Here is a 16,999-nt window from a genome sequence, read left to right on the forward strand (position 1 = left end):
CCCACCCTACGGGGCGGCACCGACAGCCCGGTCACGCGAGCGGATTGGGAACCGTCCCGTGGACGGCGGCGTGGGGACGCCTCGGCCTGTCGCGGTAACCGTCCAGATGCAGACGGTTGCGGTTGAGGCAGAGCCGCTCGATGCGGGGGGTGAGGAGGTCGAAGAGTTCGAACCGCTCCTTCAGCTCGGGGAAACGCGCCTGGTGGCGCAGGATCTCGGCGCGGACAAGGTCCCAGAAGTCCCGCTCGGACACTCCCAGTTGGTCTTCACAGAGTGGTGCCAGATAGCGGAAGACGCCCACGAAGAGCCCCGAATGGATGAACTGGATCAGGAAACCGGGCTCTTCGGTCAACAGGACGGCGCGGACGTCATCCGGGAGGGTGGCGTGTTCGGGAAGCGGCTGGGCACTGATGTTCACATCGTCGACGAAGTCCTTGATCGCCAGACGAACGGGGACGTCCTCGTCGTCGTACACGACGATGGCGTTCTCCCCGTGGGGGGAGAAGACCGTGCCGTACCGGTAGAGGAAGTGCAGCAGAGGGGGGAGCAGAGCGGTGAAGAGGTGCCGGAGCCAGACGACGGGGGCGAGCCCGGAGCGTTCGACCAGTTCGGCGACGAACGCCCGGCCGTCCGGGTCCGTGTGGAGGAGGGAGGCGAGGGTGCGGGCGCGCTCGCCCGGGGGGAGCTTCAGGGGTTCGCGCCAGATGGCGCCGAGCAGTTCCTTGTACTGGTACGGGACTTCGGGCAGCCGGTCGTACAGGGGGTGCTCGACGGTGACGGAGGCGACCTCGCCGAGGAGGACCACGCGGCACTCGTCCCGCAGGAACGGGTCGGCGTCGCGCAGACCGTGGACCCAGGCGGTCACGGCCGGGGCGGCGAGGGTGCGTTCGGTCGGCAGTCCGCGCCAGACGAGGGTGTTCAGCACCGACAGCGGGAGCTTGACGGTGTGTCGGTCCGGACGGTCGGTGTTGAGGAACGTGCGGACGGACTGCTGCGGCAGGCGGAGGTCGCCGTCGGTGGTGAGCGGGACTATGGTTCCGGCGGCGACGGCCGGCGCGTAGAGCGGGAGCAGGATCTCGTCCCACTGCCAGGGGTGGACGGGCAGCAGGAGGTAGTCGTCGGCCTCGTGACCGCGCGCGGTGAGGGCGGCACGGAAGGCCGTGTGGACCTCGGGGTCGAACTCGCGGGCGTAGAGGCGTCCGGGGCTTTCGAGGCCGGGGACGCCCCGGTAGGTGGCGAGGCGGTTGCTGACGGCGATCCACGGCAGCCGGACGGGGCGGCGTGCCTCGGGCGCCCAGCGGGCGGCGTCGGTGGCGGAGAAGCCGACCCGTCCCTTGTTGAGGACGAGCCAGGGGTGACCGGTCTGGTGGCCTTCGAGTTCCGCGTAGGAGAGGTCGGCCAGTCGGCCCGCGGTGAGGGCCGTGTGGTCGAGGCGGGTGTCGGCGGCGAGGGTGGCGGAGAGTTCACGGATGAGGTGGCCGAGGGTGGCGCCGTCGAGCCGGAGGAGACCGCGGGCACGGACCAGGAAGTCGAACGGGTCGGTCAGCGGCCGGCCCTCGTGGGTGATCGAGTCGGCCTCGACGCGCCAGCCGCCGTAGGCGCCGCGGAGGGCCCGGAAGGTGAGGGCGGTGCCGTCGTCGAGGCGCAGGCCGTACCGGTCGGGGGTGCCGTCTTCGACGGGGACGGGTTCGAGGATCTCCTCGTACGCGAACTCGGCGAGCGCCTTGGCGAGGAGGCGGGAGGACGCCCGGTTCCAGGCGGCGGCATTCAGCTCGGGAGGTGCGAACAGAGCGGAGGGCACGGACGGATCGGCCGGTGCGAGCGGATCGGGCGCGGGGGCCGGGACGGAAACGGAAGGCGGAACGGAGGTGGAGGTCCGGGTGGGTGCGGGGGGTGTCCCTCCGGAGGGCTGGACCGGGATGCTCTCGGAAGTCCTCGCGGGAGGGGCGGGTGGTGCGGAGTCGTGAGGTGCAGGGGACGTCGACACGGGGACTCCTCGGAGTGGAAGCCGCTGTGGGTCAGCGGTGTACGCGGGACGGAGGGGTGGTCACAGGACGTGGCGCAGGGCGCGGTCGCGGATCATGAGCGCCGCTCGTTTGCCGGGAAGGTCGACTTCCGTCGCGTAGCGGAAGCCGGCGCCCAGGAAGGCCGAGACGGAAGGGGTGTTGCGGATGTCGGGTTCGGCGATGACGCGGGTGCAGTGGGGACGGTGGTCGAGGACCAGGTCGGCGACGGCGCGCAGGAGTGTGGTGCCGATGCCTCGGCCCCGGTCCGTGACGCCTCCGATCAGCAGGTGGATACCCGTGTCGTGGGGACGCGACGGATAGTGCCGGGCGAGCGGGTCGAGGTCTGCGCGGTAGATCTCGAAGTAGCTCATGGGCGTCGCGTCGAGCACGCCGAGGCAGGGGACGCTCCGGCCGTCGCCCTCCAGTTGGGCACGCAGGTGCTCGGCGGTCGTGGCCGGGGGCCCGGCCAGCTCCCAGAAGGCGGAGACGACGGGGTCGTTCATCCAGGCCGTGAGGAGTGGCAGGTCCCGTTCGAGCCGGACGGGGACGAGCCTGAAGGAACCGGCCGGGGTGGCGACGGGGCTCCAGGTAGCCACGGCATCGAGCAGGTCGCCGTCGAGGAGCCCGCCCGGGAAGGCGTCTCCCGGAAGGGCACTGTCCAGGGAGCGGTCTCCGAAGAGACCTGCGGAAAGGTCTGGGGCACGGAGACCTGTGGCGCGGAGTCCGGGGGTGGGGTGATCGGTGGCGGGCCGGCCGGTGGGAGCGGGGCCGTGGTGCGGCGGGAGGCCACCGGGGAAGGCGGTGCCCGGAGGGATGGCGCGGGCCGGGACCGGGGCTCTCCCGGTGAGGAGGGCGACGACGCCTTCGGCTCCCGGGGCGGGGGTGTCGTTCCCGGACGGATCGGCCGGGGGGCGGATGGGTGACACGCTGTCGCTCTCCTCTCGACGGGACGGCCGGGGCGGGGCCGCCGGCCGCGGGCGGGTTCAGGTACGGAGGGGGTTGGTGACGGTGACGTAGACGGACTGGGTGTCGACGGGACCGACGAGTTCGTCCAGACCGTGCAGACGGGTGAGGAGGTTGGCCTTGCTCCGCAGGGTCTCGGCCTCCAGGAGCCGGTGCGGAAGGGGCGAGCCCAGGTTGGTGGCGGAGGTGAGGAAACTGCGGAAGGCGGCGAGCAGGACGCGTTCGTCGGCGAGGTGCTGGGAACCGAACGCACCGATCAGGCCGAGGACGTTGTTGATCCCGAGGTAGTAGGCGAAGCGCTCGTCGGTGACCTGGTCGGAGACGAAGGTGTCGCTCTCGGCCCCGATGCCGGGAAGGCGGCTCTCCAGTTCGCTCCGGTGGGACTCGCGGAAGTAGTAACCCTGGTTGTCGCGGTAGCGGCCGCCGATCGGCCAGCCCTCCGGGTCCAGGAGCACCAGGGTGTTCTGCTGGTGGGCTTCCAGGGCGACGCCGGCGTGTCCGTCGAGCCAGAGGACGGGGCGGACGACCTGGTCGAGGTAGCGGAGGAACCACTCGGTGGCCACGGCGGTGGCGGGACGACCGGTACGGGCGGCGAGCCGGCCGATGAGGTCGGCGAGCCGGGAGCGCACGGCGGTGGCCCCGGGCCAGGGGCGGGGGGCGGTGAGGGAGGCGATGCAGACGGCGTCGTCGCCGGGCCCGAAGGGGTTGTGGCGGATCATGACGTCCAGGCCGGTGACGGGAGCGCCGTCCGGGGTGTCGACGGCCAGCCAGGCGGGGTCGCGGACGATGTCGAAGCCCGGGTGGGCGGCCTGCCATTCGTCGGCGAGGCCGGTGCGGAGCAGCCGGTGGACTTCGACGCCGCGGTGGAGTTCCTTGCGGAGGTTCTCTCGGCGGGAGTTGGTGATGCGCAGGCCGAGGGAGAGTTTGAGCATGGCCCGGGCGCCGGGGCGGTGCACGGTACGGATGGAGGAGGTGGGGTGCCAGGGGTTGCCGTGGGGGCCGAGGTCGTGGAGGAGGCCGGCGTCGAGGAGGGCGTGGACGTCGGGGCGGTGCCGCAGGTCGCGGGCCTGCCAGGGATGCAGGGGCAGGGGCACGGTCCCGGCGGGGAGGACGAGCCCCTCGGCGAGGTCCAGGGCGAGCCGTTCGGCGGTGACGGGCCGGCCCTGTTCCGTCCAGGCCGAGTCGGCCGCCAGAACGGAGGGGTCGACGGCGAACCAGTGGAGGGAGAAGGCGCCCCGCAACTCGGGAGAGTAGAGACGGCTCTCGGCCTCGGTGAGGCCTTCGCGGCTCTTGGGGGTGGGGTGGAGCGGGTGGCCGAGCAGGAGGGACTGCTCGGCGGCGAGAAAGAAGTCGGCCTCCGGGTGCGGCTGAGGCCGTCGGCGGCGTTCGGTGAGGAAGTCGGCGGTGCGGCGGGCGGAGTCGGCGACCCGGCCGACGAGGTCGGTGCCCGCGGGGCGGCCGGTCTCCCGGGCGATGAGGGCGGCGACGGTGACGGCGTCGACGGACGGTGTCGAGGCGGGGAGCCCTTCGAGGGAGGGGGCGCCGAAGCGGTGCCAGCCGGTGGGTGACCAGTAGCGGACCGGGACGAGGAGGGCGGTGCCGCTGGCGTCGAGGGGGATGCGCAGAGTGGTGGACTCGGGAGCGGGAAGGTTCTTCTCCCGGACCCAGCAGCGGAGGAGGTTCTCGACCGTGGCCGTGTCGGCGGCGCGTTGCGGGTCGGGATCGTCCAGGGGGTCGGCGGTGTCGGGCCGGGGCGGCCGGGGGGCGTGGGTGCCGGCGCGCCGGCACGGGACCTCGGGCTCCGCGAGGAGGCCGCGTCCGGCTCCGGGTGTCGCGGTTCCGGACGCGGGCGCACTGGACGCAAGGGTCTCGGACGTGAGCGATGCGGACGTGAGCGATGCGGAGCCGGACGTTTCGGAGGGGTGGGTTCCGGGGTGGAGCGTCTCGGAAACGAGCGTCTCGGGCACGTGCCCGCCGGATCCGAACGCCTCCTGGGCGGCCCTCCCCCGGCCGGTCCTTCCGGGGGTGCGGGACGCGGAGCCGGGGGGCTCGAGCGTGAGGGGGGAATCAGCGGCGGAGTACTCGGTGACGAGAGGGGCCTCGGTGGCGGGCGCCGGGGAGGCGGGGGTGGCGTTCACGGGCTTCCTTGGGGGGTGGGGCCGATCGGTCCGGGATCAGTCGGACCGCTCGGGGGCGATCGTGGGAGCCGGAGCCCCGTGGGGGACGGGCGGGCGGGGGGTGTGGGCCCGTTCGGCTGCGGCGAGGGCGTCGGCGAAGCGGTCCAGGACGGCGGTGGCCTGCTCGTCGGTGAGGGTGAGCGGCGGCAGGAGCCGGACCACCGCGGAGTGCCGGCCGCCGAGTTCGACGATGAGTCCGCGGGCCAGACACTCCTGCTGGACGGCGCGGGCCAGGGCGGGGGCGGCGGGCGGTACGGGGTCGCCCGGTCCCGCCGCCTCGGGGTCGACGAGTTCGATCCCGATCATCAGGCCCCGGCCCCGGACGTCACCGACGCACGGGTGGAAGGCGGCGAGGCCCCGGAGTTGTCCGAGGATGCGGTCGCCGAGGGCACCGGCCCGTTGGGCGAGCCCGTTCTCGCGGACGTACGCGAGGGTGGCCGTACCGGCGGCCATGGCGAGTTGGTTGCCGCGGAAGGTGCCCGCGTGGGCACCGGGTTCCCAGGCGTCGAGCGCGGAGCGGTAGACGATGACGGCGAGCGGGAGGGAGCCGCCGATGGCTTTGGAGAGGACCATCACGTCGGGCACGACGCCACTGTGCTCGACGGCCCAGAAGGCGCCGGTGCGACCGACCCCGGTCTGGACCTCGTCGACGACGAGCGGGATGGAGCGGTCGGCGGTGACGCGGCGCATCCGGCGCATCCAGTCGTCGGGGGCCGGGACCACCCCGCCCTCGCCCTGGACGGCCTCGACGATCATTCCGGCGGGAGCGGTGACGCCGCTCTTGGGGTCGTCCAGGAGGCTCTCGGTCCAGCGTGCGGAGAGTTCCGCGCCGTACGCGCCGCCGACGCCGAAGGGGCAGCGGTAGTCCTGTGGATAGGGGAGGCGGGTGACGCGGACGTCGTTCGCTCCGCCGGAGGCGGCGAGGGCTCCCGCGGTCATGCCGTGGTAGGCGCCGGTGAAGGCGAGGAGCCCGCTGCGGCCGGTGGCGGTGCGGACGAGTTTGAGGGCGGCCTCGACGGCGTCCGTACCGGCCGGCCCGCAGAACTGGATGCGGGCGTCGTCGGCGAATTCGCCGGGGAGGGTGGCGAACAGTTCGGAGGTGAAGGCGTCCTTGACGGGGGTGGCGAGGTCGAGGACGTGGAGCGGGGCGCCCGAGTCGAGGACCTTCTTGACGGCTTCGAGGACCACGGGGTGGTTGTGGCCGAGCGCGAGCGTCCCGGCGCCGGAGAGGCAGTCCAGGTAGCGGCGGCCGTCGGCGCCCTCGATGGTCAGTCCCCGGGCCCGGACGGGCACGATCGGGAGGGACCGGGCGTAGGTGCGGGCGGCGGATTCGCGCAGGGCCTGGCGGCGCAGGATGCCCTCGTATCCGGTCCCCCGTACCGTCCGGCCCGCGGGGGACGCCTGTTCCCCCTCGCGCCCCGGGTCCGCTCTGCCCGTTCCGTCCGCCGGGGTCGGCGGGGTGCCCGGCCCCGGGCCGGTGCCCCGGGCCGGAGCGCCGACGGCGGGGTGCGGCCCGTCGGCGGTCCCGCCGGCCGGTCCGGTCTGCGCACGCGCGGCCGGTGGGACGGCTGGAGCTGGTTCGGTCACGGCCACGGCTCGGTGTCCTCCCGCGGTAACAGTTGCGTTGCACATCGGGACGTCGCGGAACGGCCGCGAGGGCCGTCCCGAGCGCCTCCGTCGTGTCCCCCGTACGTACCAACGACGGGAACTGCCGGGGATCACGGGCCGGGGACGAGATCTTGGCGTGTCCCGGATCACGGCACGACAACGGCCGAACGGTTCCCGGAACCGCCGGCGGGGCGCGTACCGTCCCCTCCGGCACCGGCATAGTGGGGGCCGCCGGCCGTAGCCCGCGAGGACTCGGCCGCTGTTCGCCCACGAACAAGCCGTACAAGTTGACGTAGTCCCAGGGGGATCACGAGATGCGATCGATTCGTCCGCTGCTGAGGGCGGTCTCCGCCGTCGCGGTGCTGACGCTCACCGTTACGTCCTGCGGGCCGAGCGAGGAGAACGCGGGAGACAAGCCCAGCGCGCCCGCGAGCCCGAGTCCGGACGCCAGGATCAAGATTCCGGAGGACCTGAAGGACCGCCTGAAGGCGCACGGGATCGACCTCGACAAGTGGCGCAACGGCGAGTGGAAGAACTGGGACCGCGACAAGTGGCTGCGTGAGGCCAAGGACTTCGTCAACCCGATCATCGAGGACCTCTGGAACCCGGACCGGATGCGGGAGGCCGAGCGCCCCGACCGGCCGGTCGAGGAGGAGGACATCTCCGGCGACAAGGGCGTCACCGACCCGGCGCCGGACCCGGTGCGGGCGAAGGCCGTGGGCGCCAAGTACCACGACAGGGTCCCGGAGTCCGGCAAGGTCTTCTTCGACGGCCCCGAGGGTTCCATGGTCTGCTCGGCCACCGTCGTGCGGGACCCGGCGCACCCGGGCAGGTCGAACATGGTCTGGACGGCCGGTCACTGCGTGCACAAGGGGAAGAAGGGCGGCTGGTACCGCAACATCGCCTTCGTGCCCTCGTACAACGACTCCGCGCTGGCGACCTCCGAGCTGGAGAAGGCGTCGCGGGAGAAGATCGCCCCGTACGGCGTGTGGTGGGCGGAGTGGGTCAAGACCTCCGACCAGTGGATCGCCGAGGGCGCGAACACGGGCGGCGCGGGCGCTCCCTACGACTTCGCGGTCATCCAGGTGACCCCGGAGAAGGGTTCGTCGGGCAAGTCCCTGGAGGAGACGGTCGGATCGGCGCTTCCGGTGGAGTTCAACGCCCCCGCCGTGCCGAAGGTCGCAAGCCTGACGGCGACCGGTTACCCGGCGGCGCCGCCGTTCGACGGCCAGAAGATGTTCCAGTGCCAGGACAAGCCGGGTCGGCTGTCCCTGAAGGCGAACCAGCCGACGATGTACCGGATCGGCTGCACGATGACCGGCGGTTCGTCCGGCGGCGGGTGGGTGGCCAAGGGTCGCGACGGCAAGCCCGCGCTGGTGTCGAACACCTCGATCGGCCCCTCGTCGGCGGGCTGGCTCGCGGGACCGCGGCTGGGTCCGGAGGCCAAGGCCGTCTTCGACTCGGTCAGCAAGAAGTACGCCGGCCGGTAGGCCGTACCGGGGAGGCGGGGCCCGGTGGGTCCCGCCTCCCTCCGTGCCGGAGCCGTGCCGGCCCGGCCCGGGACACGGGAACACGCCCCGGCCGCCCCGCGCACCGGCGAGAACGGGCGGGGCCCGACGGGAGCACGCTTGTCAGGGGCACGTCCTTGAGGGACGTGCCCCGGCGGAAACACTCTTCAGGGGGAGACCACCACATGCGTTCCGTACGACTCATACCGGCCGTCCTCGGTCTGGCCTCGGCGCTCGCGCTGACCGCCACCGCCTGCGGTCCCACCGAGACCCCGGCTGCCGGCAAACCGGCCGGGACGACCGCCTCCGCGCCCGCCACCGACGGCGGTTACGGCGGCCCCGCCCTTCCCGGGGACCTCGCCGGCAAGCTCAAGGAGCACGGCGTCGACCTGGAGAAGTGGAAGAACGGCGAGTGGAGGAACTGGGACCGGGAGACCTGGCTCCGTGAGGCCGAGGACTTCGTCAATCCGGTGATCGAGGGCCTCTGGGACCCCGCACGCATGCAGTCGGCGAAGAGCCCGGACCAGGCGATCACCGCGCAGGCCGGCACCGGCGGCACCGATCCGGTGCCCCGGCCCGTCGGGGCGCAGCGCGAGAAGACGCCGTACCACCGCAACGCGGCCCCGGTCGGCAAGATCTTCTTCGACGCGCCGCAGGGCCACATGGTCTGCTCCGGCACCATCGTGAAGGACCCCCGGCGCCCCGGGAGGTCCAACCTGGTCTGGACGGCCGGTCACTGCGTCCACGCGGGCGGGAAGGGCGGCTGGTACCGCAACATCACCTTCGTCCCGGCCTTCAACGACCTGGGGAAGCCGCCCGCCGCGCTCCGGAACGCGAAGCCGCACGAGGTGTACCCGTACGGCCAGTACTGGGCCGACTGGGCCGTGGCCTCCGGCGAGTGGATCAGGTCCGGCGGCACCAACCGGGCATGGCCGTACGACTACGCCGTGCTGCACGTGAAGCCGCAGCGGGGCACCAAGTCCCTGGAGGAGACCGTCGGCGCCGCCCTGCCGGTCGACTTCTCCGCCCCGGCGCCCGCACGGGCCGGGACGGTCGGGGCCTGGGGCTACCCCCAGGCCGCTCCGTACAACGGCGTGATCATGCACAAGTGCCTGGACCGGGCGACCCGGCTGACCACGGCGCCCGCCACCCCGGTGATGTACCGGATCGGCTGCACGATGACGGCGGGATCGTCCGGCGGCGGCTGGTTCCGGGTGCTGCCGAACGGGAAGACGGCACTCGTGTCGAACACCTCGATCGGCCCGGCCGGCGGCAACGGATGGCTCGCCGGACCGCAGCTGGGCCAGGGGGCCAGGGCGGCCCACGAGGCGGTCAGCAAGAAGTTCGCCCGCTGACGCCGTCCCGCGGAACGGCCGGAGGCGCCGGTCCCCTCCCTCGCGGGAGGAGGCCGGCGCCTCCGTATCGGACCGTCGGTCCGTCAGTGCGCGGCGGGGACGAACGGCGCGAGCAGCGCCGCCAGCTCCTCGTGCACCCGGGCCCTGACCAGGGTGCCCTCGGGGGTGTGCTCCTCGGACTCCAGCTCGCCCTCGGCATGCACCCGCGAGACCAGACCGCCCTGCGTGTACGGCACGAGGGCCTCGATCTCGACCTGCGGCCGCGGCAGCTCGGCGTCGATGAGCGCGAGCAGCTCCGCGATGCCCCGGCCCGAGCGGGCCGAGACCGCGATGGAGTGCTTCTCCGTCCGCAGCAGGCGCTGGAGGACCAGCGGGTCCGCCGCGTCGGCCTTGTTGATGACGACGATCTCCCGCACGTTCACCGCGCCGACGTCCCGGAAGACCTCGCGGACGGCGGCCAGCTGTTCCTCCGGGGCGGGGTGCGAGCCGTCCACCACGTGCAGGATGAGGTCGGAGTCGCCGACCTCCTCCATGGTGGAGCGGAACGCCTCGACCAGGTGGTGCGGGAGGTGCCGCACGAAGCCGACGGTGTCGGCCAGGGTGTAGACCCGGCCGGTGGGCGTCTCGGCCCGGCGGACGGTCGGGTCGAGGGTGGCGAACAGGGCGTTCTCCACGAGGACGCCCGCGCCGGTGAGCCGGTTGAGCAGGGAGGACTTGCCGGCGTTGGTGTAGCCCGCGATGGCGACCGACGGCACGTTGTTGCGGCGCCGTTCCTGCCGCTTGACGTCGCGGCCGGTCTTCATCTCGGCGATCTCCCGGCGCATCTTCGCCATCTTCTCGCGGATGCGGCGCCGGTCGGTCTCGATCTTGGTCTCACCGGGACCGCGGGTGGCCATGCCGCCACCGCCGCCGCCACCCATCTGCCGGGAGAGCGACTGGCCCCATCCGCGCAGGCGCGGCAGCATGTACTGCATCTGCGCGAGCGCGACCTGGGCCTTGCCCTCCCGGGACTTGGCGTGCTGGGCGAAGATGTCGAGGATGAGGGCGGTCCGGTCGACCACCTTCACCTTGACGACGTCTTCGAGGGCGATGAGCTGGCCGGGGCTGAGCTCGCCGTCGCAGACGACGGTGTCGGCGCCGGTCTCGACCACGATGTCCCGCAGCTCGCGCGCCTTGCCGGAGCCGATGAAGGTCGCCGGGTCCGGCTTGTCGCGGCGCTGGATCACGCCGTCGAGCACGAGGGCGCCCGCCGTCTCGGCGAGGGCCGCGAGTTCCGCGAGGGAGTTCTCGGCGTCCCGCACGGTCCCCGAGGTCCAGACGCCGACCAGCACGACGCGCTCCAGGCGCAGCTGGCGGTACTCGACCTCGGTGACGTCCTCGAGTTCGGTGGAGAGGCCCGCGACACGGCGCAGGGCCGCGCGCTCGGAGCGGTCGAACTGGTCGCCGTCCCGCTCTCCGTCGATCTCGTGGCTCCAGGCGACGTCCTCTTCCATCAGGGCATCGGCCCGAAGGCTCTCGGTACGGCTCGTCTCCGCGAAGCGCTGCTCGTCCTGGGAAGGGGATGAAGAGGAGGTCATTGGGTCCTTACGTCGATCGATGAGAGGAAAGAGGTGTCCGCCGGTGACAACGTCCGTGGACGCCGGAAGATTCCCGGCCCGGCCGCGCCGCCGACCCGACGATGGTGACACGGCCCGCCACGGCCCGTCATCCGGGTTTCGCGGTGCCCGCCGTCCCCGGTCCCCGGGCCCCCGGCGGACGCCGGCTCCTGCCCCTGGGCCCGCCCGTCCGGGGCTCCGCCGGACCCGTCACCCGCGTTTCGGCGCGTTCCCCGCCGTCCTGACCGGGTCGCTGCGCCAGTCCGGGTGTCCGGGCATGGGCGGAGTCTTCGTTCCGTACAGCCAGCCCCGGAGGAAGCCGGTGAGGTCGCGCCCGGCGGTCCGGCCGGCCAGGGCGACGAAATCGGCGGTGGTGGCGTTCCCGTCCCGGTGCCGGGCGACCCAGAGGCGTTCCAGGCGCCGGAACGCCTCGGTGCCGATCTCCCGGCGGAGGGCGTAGAGGACCAGGGCGCTGCCGTCGTAGACGACCGGCCGGAAGAGACTGATCTTGTGGCCCGGCGAGGGGGGCTCGGGGGCGGCGGGCGGGCCGCCGGCCGCGCGCCACCCGTCGGAGGCGGCGTAGGCGGCCTTCATGCGCCGCTCCAGGGACGGACCGGCGTGCTCCTCGGCGTACAGCGCCTCGTACCAGCTGGCGTGTCCCTCGTTGAGCCACAGGTCGGACCAGGTGCGGGGCGAGACGCTGTCGCCGAACCACTGGTGGGCCAGCTCGTGGACCATGACGGAGTCGACGTACCACTCCGGGTAGGCGGGCTCGGTGAAGAGGGAGCGTTCGAAGAGCGAGAGGGTCTGGGTCTCCAGCTCGAACCCCGTGGCGGCGTCCGCGACGAGCACGCCGTACGTCTCGAAGGGGTACCGGCCGACCTGCCGCTCCATCCACTCCAGGTGGCCCGGGGTCCTGCGGAGCCAGGGCTCCAGGCGCTCCCGGTCGGCGGCGGGCACCACGTCCCTCAGGGGCAGGCCGTGCGGGCCCTCGCGGCGCACGACGGCGGAGCGGCCGACGGAGATCTGGGCCAGCTCGGTGGCCATGGGATGGCGGGTGCGGTAGGTCCAGGTGGTGGTGGAGCCGTGGCGGACGCGTCCGGCGGGCAGGCCGTTGGCGACGGCGGTGAAGCCGCTGGGGGCGGTGATCCGGAAGGTGAAGTACGCCTTGTCCGCCGGGTGGTCGTTGGACGGGAAGACCCGGTGGGCGGCGTCGGCCTGGTTGGCCATGGCGAGGCCGTCGCCGGTGCGGACCCAGCCCCCGGTGGCGGCGGGCCCCGTGGGGTCGCTGGTGTGGGTGACGGTGATGCGGACCGGCTCGCCCGCGCCGACCGGCTCGGCGGGGGTGACGACCAGGTCCTCACCGCGGCTCGTGTACGCGGCGGGCCGTCCGTCGACGGTGACGGCGGAGACCTCGCCCCGGGCGAAGTCGAGGTTGATCCGTTCCAGGTCGTCGGTGGCGAGCGCGTCGATCCGGGTCACGGCGGAGAGGGGCTTCGTGTTCACCCCGGGGTACGCCACGTCGATGGCGTACGCCAGGACGTCGTAGCCCGGGTTGCCGAGGTGAGGGAAGAGCGGGTCTCCGATGCCGAGCGGCGCGGGGGCGGGCGGTGCGGCGGCGACGAGCGCGGCCGTCGCGGCGACCGCGGCGGCGGAACGGAGCCGCCGCGCACGGGACAGGGGGGATCGGACGAACGGCATGGGCCAGGGCCTTTCCGGAGGACTGGACCTACGGCTACCAGGGGTTCCCCCGATCTCGGGGGCGGCGCGCACGCCCGCCACCCGAAGGGCGTCACGGCCACGGCCACGGACGGTGTCGCCCTCGCACCCGGTCGTACCGGTGCCCCGCCGCCCGCGCGCCCCGGAATGCCCGCCTCCGGCCGCGGCGGCGGGCCACCTCTTCCCCGCCCCGCGGCGCCCGTGCCCGGTCACGCCCGGCGCGGTCTCGGTGACGCCCGGTGGCGGGCGCGGCGCACGTCGTACACCCCGGGCACGTCCCGCATGGCCCGCATGAGGGCGGGGAGCTCCGCCACGTCGGGGAGGTGGAGGGTGTACGTGTGGCGGACCCGCTGTTCGCTGGGCGGTTCGACGGTCGCGGAGACGACGGCGGCGCCGGCGGTGGCGATGGCGTCGGTGAGATCGGCGAGGAGGCCGGGCCGCCCGAAGGACTCGGCGACGAGGGTGACCCTGCCCTGGGCGGTGTCGCCCCAGCGGACGGTGACGGGCGCGCGGCCCACCCGGCGCATGGCGGCGGCGGACGCGCAGCCGGAGCGGTGGACGGTGACCGATCCGCCGTGCACCCGGAAGCCGGTGATCTCGTCGGGCGGCACGGGGGTGCAGCACCCGGCGGGCCGGACGGCCGCGGGCCGCTCCCCGTCCAGGTCGGCGTGGACTTCGGTGCCCGTGCGGCGGTCGGCGGCCGGGCCCGCCGGGGGCCGGGGGTCGGCGGGCGCGGCGGCGGGCGCGGTGCTCTCGGGGTGGGCCCGCAGCCAGCCGGTGATGGCGATCCGGGCGGCGGGGGTCCGGGCGTGGTCCAGCCATTCGGGGGACGGGGCGGACACGGCGTCCCGGGCGAGCAGGAGCTGGACGGTGTCGCCGTCGCCGAGGACGGTGCTCATCGGCGCGAGGCGTCCGTTGACGCGGGCGCCGAGGCAGCCGTGGGCGGCTTCGCCGTGCTGGGCGTAGGCGGCGTCGACACAGCTGGCGCCGGCGGGGAGGCTGAGCGGGCCGGGAGCGGCGCCGTCCGTGGGGAAGACGGTGATCTCCTCGTCCTCGGCGAGGTCGGCGCGGAGGGAGGACCAGAAGGTGTCGGGGTCCGGGGCGGCCTGCTGCCAGTCGAGGAGGCGGGAGAGCCAGCCGGGCCGGGTGGGGTCGACGCGCTCGCCGTCCTCGGCCGGGGGCGCGGCGGCGTCCGGGGACGCGGCGGCGGCGCCGTCCGGCGGTCCGGCCGCCTCCTGGCCCCCGTGGGGGTTGCCGAGGGCGACGACCCCGGCCTCCGCGACCCTGTGCATCCGGTGGGTCCGGATGAGGACCTCGGCCACGGCCCCGTCGGGAGCGGCGATCGCGGTGTGCAGGGACTGGTACAGGTTGAACTTGGGCGCCGCGATGAAGTCCTTGAACTCGGAGACCACCGGGGTGAAGCACGTGTGCAGTTCGCCGAGGACCGCGTAGCAGTCGGCGTCCTCCGCGACGAGCACGAGGAGCCGTCCGAAGTCGCAGCCGCGCAGCTCGCCCCGTTTGAGGCGGACGCGGTGGACGGAGACGAAGTGCCGGGGGCGGACGAGGACTTCGGCGCCGATGCCCGCCTCGCGCAGGACCGTTTCGGCCTGTTCCGCGACGGCGCCGAGTTCGCCGGCGGCGTGCGGGGCGCCGGCGACGAGGGCGCGCGTGGTCTCGTACTCCTCGGGGTGGAGGATGGCGAAGACGAGGTCCTCCAGTTCGGTCTTGAGGGCCTGGACTCCGAGCCGTTCCGCGAGCGGGATGAGGACGTCCCGGGTGACCCGGGCGATCCGGGCCTGTTTCTCGGGGCGCATCACGCCGAGGGTGCGCATGTTGTGGAGGCGGTCCGCGAGTTTGATCGACATGACCCGGACGTCGTTGCCGGTGGCGACGAGCATCTTGCGGAAGGTCTCGGGTTCGGCGGCGGCACCGTAGTCGATCTTCTCCACCTTGGTGACGCCGTCGACGAGGTAGGCGACCTCCTCGCCGAACTCCCGGCGCACCTGATCGAGCGTCACCTCGGTGTCCTCGACGGTGTCGTGGAGGAGGGAGGCGGTCAGGGTGGTGGTCTCCGCGCCGAGTTCGGCGAGGATGAGGGTGACCGCGAGCGGATGGGTGATGTACGGCTCGCCGCTCTTGCGGAACTGACCGCGGTGCGAGGACTCGGCGAGGACGTACGCCCGGCGCAGCACGCCCAGGTCGGCTTCGGGGTGGTGGGCGCGGTGGGCCTCCGCGACGTGACCGATGGCGTCGGGCAGCCGGTCGCGGGGGGACGGTCCGGCGGTGGCGCCGAGGAGGGCGGCCCGGCCGAGCCGGCGCAGATCGATACGGGCGCGCCCGCGTCTGCGGACGGTCACGTCGGTGGCGGCGTCCTCGGCCGCGCTCACGGGGTTGGTGGCCTCTGGGCTCATGGGGCACCTCCGGCGACATCGACCGGCGGTGGGCGGGCCAGGCGTGCCCGGGGCCGGTGCTTGATGCTACCGACCCCACCACGCGGCGCAGTCACGCTCTCGCTCAGCGTGAAACGGATCACCCATTCGAGCGATAAATCAGTCGTTGACAGTTTCGATTCCGGGGATGTCTCGTTTCCCGGCCCCGTTCCACTCGCGGGGCCAGGCCGCCCCGGGGCCCCTCAGGCGCCCGCGGCGAGCCAGGCCGGGTCGACGGTGCCCTCGGCGACGATGACGGCCGGGCCGGTCATGTCGATCCGCCCGTCGGGGTGCTCGGTGATGATCAGGGTCCCCCCGAGGACGTCGACGGTGTACGTGACGGGGGCGCCGCTCCCGGCGGGGTCGACGCCGTCCCGGCGGGCGGCGGCGACGGCGACGGCGCACGCGCCCGTGCCGCAGGAGCGGGTCTCGGCGGCGCCGCGCTCGTGGACCCGCATGGCGACGTGGTAGGGGCCCCGGTCGGCGACGAACTCGATGTTCACCCCGTCCGGGTAGACCGAGGCGGGCGCGTAGGACGGCTCGGTGAACAGGCTCCCGGCGTGGTCGAGGTCCTCGACGAAGGCGACCGCGTGCGGGTTGCCCATGTTCACGTTGCGGGCGGGCCAACTGCGCCCGTCGACGGTGACGGTGACGCCGGCCCCGGGGAGGACCGCGCGCCCCATGGCGACGGTGACGGAGCCGTCCTCGCCGAGGCGGACGCGCTTGGTGCCGCCCCGGGTGGCGACGGCCACCTCGCCCGTGGTGACGTGCCCGGCGTGCTCCAGGTAGCGGGCGAAGACCCGGACCCCGTTCCCGCACATCTCGGCGACCGAGCCGTCGGCGTTGCGGTAGTCCATGAACCACTCGGCCTCGCCGGCCAGGTGCCGGGCCTCGGGGTGGGCGGCGCTGCGCACGACGTGCAGCAGCCCGTCGCCCCCGATGCCGGCCCGCCGGTCGCACAGCCGGGCGACGACCGCGGGGGGCAGGTCGAGGGCGTTCTCCGCGTCGGGGACGATCACGAAGTCGTTCTCGGTGCCGTGGCCCTTGAGGAAACGGAACGGGGAGGTCTGCGCGCTGGTCACGGGATCAACTGTACGGGGCGGGTCAGCGGAGGCGGGCCACGCGCCAGACCGCGAGGGCGACCAGGACCGCGATGGTCGCCGCGTACAGGGCGAGGACGCGCCAGTCCGGGCGCTCGCCGGAGCCGCGCGCCGGAAGGCCGGGCCAGGTGTGGCCGACCTTGCGGGCCGCCATCACCCCCCAGCCCGCCGCGCAGGAACTGATGAGCAGTCCGAGCATGGCGAGGACGGCGCCGCCGTCGCCGGAACCGAAGGCGAGCGGGAACGCGAACATCAGCGAGCCGACGGCGGCCAGACCGACGATCGGCGCCAGCTGCCAGATCCGCAGGCGCCGCTGGGGACGCAGTTCGACCTCGACCTCGTCGGCGTCCACCTCGACGGCGGTGCCGACCGCGTCGTCGGGGCCGTCCGGGGTCAGCCCGGGGACCGCCGCCGGGACACCGCCGGCCGGCCGCCCGGGCACCTCGCCCGACGGGTCCGCCGTCGGGTCGCCCAGGGCCGCTCCGTGCTGTTCTCTGTCGCGAGGGCCGGCCTCCATCGCCACGCGCCCTCCCCACTCG

Annotated in this window: 11 protein-coding genes; 2 read left to right on the forward strand and 9 right to left on the reverse strand. The window is 73.8% G+C overall.

What is annotated here, in order from left to right; translation table 11 throughout:
- Positions 1-31: 31 nt before the first annotated feature.
- From ACFYZY_RS16710 to ACFYZY_RS16725, 4 genes are all read right to left on the reverse strand, one after another.
- Positions 32-1,801 carry an IucA/IucC family protein gene (locus ACFYZY_RS16710; RefSeq protein ID WP_388694273.1) on the reverse strand — a complete coding sequence of 590 codons (1,770 nt, stop codon included), beginning with the start codon at positions 1,799-1,801 and terminating at the stop codon, positions 32-34.
- A 246-nt stretch (positions 1,802-2,047) separates the two neighbouring features.
- Positions 2,048-2,932, reverse strand: coding sequence for a GNAT family N-acetyltransferase (locus ACFYZY_RS16715; protein ID WP_388694276.1), 885 nt, complete (start codon positions 2,930-2,932; stop codon positions 2,048-2,050).
- A gap of 57 nt (positions 2,933-2,989) precedes the next feature.
- On the reverse strand, positions 2,990-4,936 hold the full coding sequence (locus ACFYZY_RS16720) for an IucA/IucC family protein (RefSeq protein ID WP_388694373.1): 1,947 nt from the start codon (positions 4,934-4,936) through the stop codon (positions 2,990-2,992).
- Between the two features lie 207 nt (positions 4,937-5,143).
- A complete protein-coding gene (locus ACFYZY_RS16725; RefSeq protein ID WP_388694374.1) occupies positions 5,144-6,502 on the reverse strand; it encodes a diaminobutyrate--2-oxoglutarate transaminase family protein in 1,359 nt (452 codons plus the stop codon).
- Between the two features lie 566 nt (positions 6,503-7,068).
- Between ACFYZY_RS16725 and ACFYZY_RS16730 the strand changes: the two genes are divergently transcribed.
- Together ACFYZY_RS16730 and ACFYZY_RS16735 are read left to right on the forward strand one after the other, a co-directional pair.
- Positions 7,069-8,244, forward strand: coding sequence for a trypsin-like serine peptidase (locus ACFYZY_RS16730; RefSeq protein WP_388694278.1), 1,176 nt, complete (start codon positions 7,069-7,071; stop codon positions 8,242-8,244).
- A 203-nt stretch (positions 8,245-8,447) separates the two neighbouring features.
- A complete protein-coding gene (locus ACFYZY_RS16735) occupies positions 8,448-9,617 on the forward strand; it encodes a trypsin-like serine peptidase (protein ID WP_388694281.1) in 1,170 nt (389 codons plus the stop codon).
- Positions 9,618-9,700: 83 nt separating this feature from the next.
- Here the strand turns inward: ACFYZY_RS16735 and hflX are convergent, their stop codons facing one another.
- From hflX to ACFYZY_RS16760, 5 genes are all read right to left on the reverse strand, one after another.
- Positions 9,701-11,194, reverse strand: a complete 1,494-nt coding sequence (hflX, locus tag ACFYZY_RS16740) for a GTPase HflX (RefSeq protein ID WP_388694284.1) — start codon at positions 11,192-11,194, stop codon at positions 9,701-9,703.
- A 228-nt stretch (positions 11,195-11,422) separates the two neighbouring features.
- Positions 11,423-12,913: a M1 family metallopeptidase gene (locus ACFYZY_RS16745; protein WP_388694286.1), complete on the reverse strand. Its 1,491-nt coding sequence runs from the start codon at positions 12,911-12,913 to the stop codon at positions 11,423-11,425.
- A gap of 227 nt (positions 12,914-13,140) precedes the next feature.
- Entirely contained in the window at positions 13,141-15,342 is a 2,202-nt protein-coding gene (locus tag ACFYZY_RS16750; RefSeq protein WP_388694288.1) for a RelA/SpoT family protein, read from the reverse strand.
- 221 nt (positions 15,343-15,563) lie between these two features.
- Entirely contained in the window at positions 15,564-16,442 is an 879-nt protein-coding gene (gene dapF, locus ACFYZY_RS16755) for a diaminopimelate epimerase (RefSeq protein WP_388694291.1), read from the reverse strand.
- Positions 16,443-16,464: 22 nt separating this feature from the next.
- Positions 16,465-16,977: a hypothetical protein gene (locus ACFYZY_RS16760; RefSeq protein WP_388694376.1), complete on the reverse strand. Its 513-nt coding sequence runs from the start codon at positions 16,975-16,977 to the stop codon at positions 16,465-16,467.
- Positions 16,978-16,999 lie beyond the last annotated feature (22 nt).

Origin of the sequence: Streptomyces sp. NPDC001744, from assembly GCF_042892575.1 — a bacterium.
GTDB lineage: Bacteria > Actinomycetota > Actinomycetes > Streptomycetales > Streptomycetaceae > Streptomyces.